The organism is Streptococcus australis (assembly GCF_015553625.1).
Classification (GTDB): domain Bacteria; phylum Bacillota; class Bacilli; order Lactobacillales; family Streptococcaceae; genus Streptococcus; species Streptococcus australis_B.
The window spans coordinates 1-5067 of the sequence record NZ_JADNGY010000015.1; the positions used below are offsets into that span (position 1 = coordinate 1).

General features: G+C 49.8%; 1 tRNA gene and 3 rRNA genes. All 4 read left to right on the top strand.

The features are described 5' to 3' along the window. Positions 1–164 precede the first annotated feature (164 nt). The 4 genes from I2D56_RS09680 (at position 165) to rrf (ending at position 5067) form a co-directional block, all read left to right on the top strand. Positions 165–1713, top strand: a 16S ribosomal RNA gene (locus I2D56_RS09680). Between the two features lie 53 nt (positions 1714–1766). Next, positions 1767–1839: transfer RNA gene (locus I2D56_RS09685), tRNA-Ala, on the top strand. Positions 1840–1968: 129 nt separating this feature from the next. Then, positions 1969–4871, top strand: a 23S ribosomal RNA gene (locus I2D56_RS09690). 80 nt (positions 4872–4951) lie between these two features. Then, positions 4952–5067: ribosomal RNA gene (gene rrf, locus I2D56_RS09695) — 5S ribosomal RNA — on the top strand. The 16S, 23S and 5S rRNA genes sit together here with 1 tRNA gene alongside, the layout of an rRNA operon.

Genomic DNA, 5067 nt, shown 5'->3' on the forward strand with positions numbered 1-5067 from the left:
GGTCGTGATATACTAATATAGTTGTCGCGCGAGAGCGACAAAGACCTTTGAAAACTGAACAAGACGAACCAATGTGCAGGGCGCTATAACTAAGGTTATAGTACTGAACAATGAAAAAACAATAAATCTGTCAGTGACAGAATGAGTTTGAGACAAACAATTATTTTAATGAGAGTTTGATCCTGGCTCAGGATGAACGCTGGCGGCGTGCCTAATACATGCAAGTAGAACGCTGAAGGAGGGAGCTTGCTCTTTCCGGATGAGTTGCGAACGGGTGAGTAACGCGTAGGTAACCTGCCTGGTAGCGGGGGATAACTATTGGAAACGATAGCTAATACCGCATAACAGTAGATATTGCATGATATCTGCTTGAAAGGTGCAATTGCATCACTACCAGATGGACCTGCGTTGTATTAGCTAGTTGGTGAGGTAACGGCTCACCAAGGCGACGATACATAGCCGACCTGAGAGGGTGATCGGCCACACTGGGACTGAGACACGGCCCAGACTCCTACGGGAGGCAGCAGTAGGGAATCTTCGGCAATGGACGGAAGTCTGACCGAGCAACGCCGCGTGAGTGAAGAAGGTTTTCGGATCGTAAAGCTCTGTTGTAAGAGAAGAACGAGTGTGAGAGTGGAAAGTTCACACTGTGACGGTATCTTACCAGAAAGGGACGGCTAACTACGTGCCAGCAGCCGCGGTAATACGTAGGTCCCGAGCGTTATCCGGATTTATTGGGCGTAAAGCGAGCGCAGGCGGTTAGATAAGTCTGAAGTTAAAGGCTGTGGCTTAACCATAGTACGCTTTGGAAACTGTTTAACTTGAGTGCAGAAGGGGAGAGTGGAATTCCATGTGTAGCGGTGAAATGCGTAGATATATGGAGGAACACCGGTGGCGAAAGCGGCTCTCTGGTCTGTAACTGACGCTGAGGCTCGAAAGCGTGGGGAGCAAACAGGATTAGATACCCTGGTAGTCCACGCCGTAAACGATGAGTGCTAGGTGTTGGGTCCTTTCCGGGACTCAGTGCCGCAGCTAACGCATTAAGCACTCCGCCTGGGGAGTACGACCGCAAGGTTGAAACTCAAAGGAATTGACGGGGGCCCGCACAAGCGGTGGAGCATGTGGTTTAATTCGAAGCAACGCGAAGAACCTTACCAGGTCTTGACATCCCTCTGACCGCTCTAGAGATAGAGTTTTCCTTCGGGACAGAGGTGACAGGTGGTGCATGGTTGTCGTCAGCTCGTGTCGTGAGATGTTGGGTTAAGTCCCGCAACGAGCGCAACCCCTATTGTTAGTTGCCATCATTCAGTTGGGCACTCTAGCGAGACTGCCGGTAATAAACCGGAGGAAGGTGGGGATGACGTCAAATCATCATGCCCCTTATGACCTGGGCTACACACGTGCTACAATGGCTGGTACAACGAGTCGCAAGTCGGTGACGGCAAGCTAATCTCTTAAAGCCAGTCTCAGTTCGGATTGTAGGCTGCAACTCGCCTACATGAAGTCGGAATCGCTAGTAATCGCGGATCAGCACGCCGCGGTGAATACGTTCCCGGGCCTTGTACACACCGCCCGTCACACCACGAGAGTTTGTAACACCCGAAGTCGGTGAGGTAACCTTTTAGGAGCCAGCCGCCTAAGGTGGGATAGATGATTGGGGTGAAGTCGTAACAAGGTAGCCGTATCGGAAGGTGCGGCTGGATCACCTCCTTTCTAAGGATAAGGAAACCTGCACGTTCGTCTTGTTTAGTTTTGAGAGGTCTTGTGGGGCCTTAGCTCAGCTGGGAGAGCGCCTGCTTTGCACGCAGGAGGTCAGCGGTTCGATCCCGCTAGGCTCCATTGGTGAGAGATCACCAAGGATGAACATTGAAAATTGAATATCTATATCAAATAGTAACAAGAAAATAAACCGAAAACGCTGTGAATATTTAATGAGTTTTCTAATTTTTTAAGAAATTAGGTTAATAAGGTTAAGTTAATAAGGGCGCACGGTGGATGCCTTGGCACTAGGAGCCGAAGAAGGACGTGACAAACGACGAAATGCCTCGGGGAGCTGTAAGTAAGCGCCGATCCGGGGATGTCCGAATGGGGGAACCCAGCAGGTGATACCTGTTACCCATATCTGTTAAGGATATGAGGAGGAAGACGCAGTGAACTGAAACATCTAAGTAGCTGCAGGAAGAGAAAGCAAAAGCGATTGCCTTAGTAGCGGCGAGCGAAACGGCAGGAGGGCAAACCGAAGAGTTTACTCTTCGGGGTTGTAGGACTGCAATGTGGACATAAAGATTATAGAAGAACTACCTGGGAAGGTAGGCCAAAGAGAGTAACAGCCTCGTATTTAAAATAGTCTTTATACCTAGCAGTATCCTGAGTACGGCGAGACACGTGGAATCTCGTCGGAATCTGGGAGGACCATCTCCCAACCCTAAATACTCCCTAGTGACCGATAGTGAACCAGTACCGTGAGGGAAAGGTGAAAAGCACCCCGGGAGGGGAGTGAAATAGAACCTGAAACCGTGTGCCTACAACAAGTTCGAGCCCGTTAATGGGTGAGAGCGTGCCTTTTGTAGAATGAACCGGCGAGTTACGATATGATGCGAGGTTAAGTTGAAGAGACGGAGCCGTAGGGAAACCGAGTCTGAATAGGGCGCTTTAGTATTATGTCGTAGACCCGAAACCATGTGACCTACCCATGAGCAGGTTGAAGGTGCGGTAAAACGCACTGGAGGACCGAACCAGGGCACGTTGAAAAGTGCTTGGATGACTTGTGGGTAGCGGAGAAATTCCAAACGAACTTGGAGATAGCTGGTTCTCTCCGAAATAGCTTTAGGGCTAGCGTCGACATAAAGATTCTTGGAGGTAGAGCACTGTTTGGGTGAGGGGTCCATCCCGGATTACCAATCTCAGATAAACTCCGAATGCCAATGAATTATGGTCGGCAGTCAGACTGCGAGTGCTAAGATCCGTAGTCGAAAGGGAAACAGCCCAGACCACCAGCTAAGGTCCCAAAATAATTGTTAAGTGGAAAAGGATGTGGGGTTGCACAGACAACTAGGATGTTAGCTTAGAAGCAGCTATTCATTCAAAGAGTGCGTAATAGCTCACTAGTCGAGTGACCCTGCGCCGAAAATGTACCGGGGCTAAAACAATTTACCGAAGCTGTGGATACCTTTAATGGTATGGTAGGAGAGCGTTCTATGTGTGAAGAAGGTATACCGTGAGGAGTGCTGGAACGCATAGAAGTGAGAATGCCGGTATGAGTAGCGAAAGACAGGTGAGAATCCTGTCCACCGTAAGACTAAGGTTTCCAGGGGAAGGCTCGTCCGCCCTGGGTTAGTCGGGACCTAAGGAGAGACCGAAAGGTGTATCCGATGGACAACAGGTTGATATTCCTGTACTAGAGTATGTAGTGATGGAGGGACGCAGTAGGCTAACTAAAGCGTGCGATTGGAAGTGCACGTCTAAGCAGTGAGGTGTGAATTGAGTTAAATGCTTAGTTCTATAACATTGAGCTGTGATGGGGAGCGAAGTTTAGTAGCGAAGTTAGTGATGTCACACTGCCAAGAAAAGCTTCTAGCGTTTAAACATACTCTACCCGTACCGCAAACCGACACAGGTAGTCGAGGCGAGTAGCCTCAGGTGAGCGAGAGAACTCTCGTTAAGGAACTCGGCAAAATGACCCCGTAACTTCGGGAGAAGGGGTGCTGACTTTATGTCAGCCGCAGTGAATAGGCCCAAGCAACTGTTTATCAAAAACACAGCTCTCTGCTAAATCGTAAGATGATGTATAGGGGGTGACGCCTGCCCGGTGCTGGAAGGTTAAGAGGAGTGCTTAGCGGTAACGCGAAGGTATGAATTGAAGCCCCAGTAAACGGCGGCCGTAACTATAACGGTCCTAAGGTAGCGAAATTCCTTGTCGGGTAAGTTCCGACCCGCACGAAAGGCGTAATGATTTGGGCACTGTCTCAACGAGAGACTCGGTGAAATTTTAGTACCTGTGAAGATGCAGGTTACCCGCGACAGGACGGAAAGACCCCATGGAGCTTTACTGCAGTTTGATATTGAGTGTCTGTGCCACATGTACAGGATAGGTAGGAGCCATTGAAGTCGGGACGCCAGTTTCGATGGAGGCGTTGTTGGGATACTACCCTTGTGTTATGGCCACTCTAACCCGGATAGGTGATCCCTATCGGAGACAGTGTCTGACGGGCAGTTTGACTGGGGCGGTCGCCTCCTAAAAGGTAACGGAGGCGCCCAAAGGTTCCCTCAGAATGGTTGGAAATCATTCGCAGAGTGTAAAGGTATAAGGGAGCTTGACTGCGAGAGCTACAACTCGAGCAGGGACGAAAGTCGGGCTTAGTGATCCGGTGGTTCCGTATGGAAGGGCCATCGCTCAACGGATAAAAGCTACCCTGGGGATAACAGGCTTATCTCCCCCAAGAGTTCACATCGACGGGGAGGTTTGGCACCTCGATGTCGGCTCGTCGCATCCTGGGGCTGTAGTCGGTCCCAAGGGTTGGGCTGTTCGCCCATTAAAGCGGCACGCGAGCTGGGTTCAGAACGTCGTGAGACAGTTCGGTCCCTATCCGTCGCGGGCGTAGGAAATTTGAGAGGATCTGCTCCTAGTACGAGAGGACCAGAGTGGACTTACCGCTGGTGTACCAGTTGTCTCGCCAGAGGCATCGCTGGGTAGCTATGTAGGGAAGGGATAAACGCTGAAAGCATCTAAGTGTGAAACCCACCTCAAGATGAGATTTCCCATAACTATATGTTAGTAAGAGCCCTGAGAGAAGATCAGGTAGATAGGTTAGGAGTGGAAGTTGTGTGAGCAATGGAGCGGACTAATACTAATAGCTCGAGGACTTATCCAAAAAGTAACTGAGGATATTTACAGCTGGTTTAAATTTTGTTAGAATATAGGTATTCAATTTTGAATGTTCATCATTCAGAGTTAAGTGACGATAGCCTAGGAGATACACCTGTACCCATGCCGAACACAGAAGTTAAGCCCTAGAACGCCGGAAGTAGTTGGGGGTTGCCCCCTGTGAGATATGGTAGTCGCTTAGC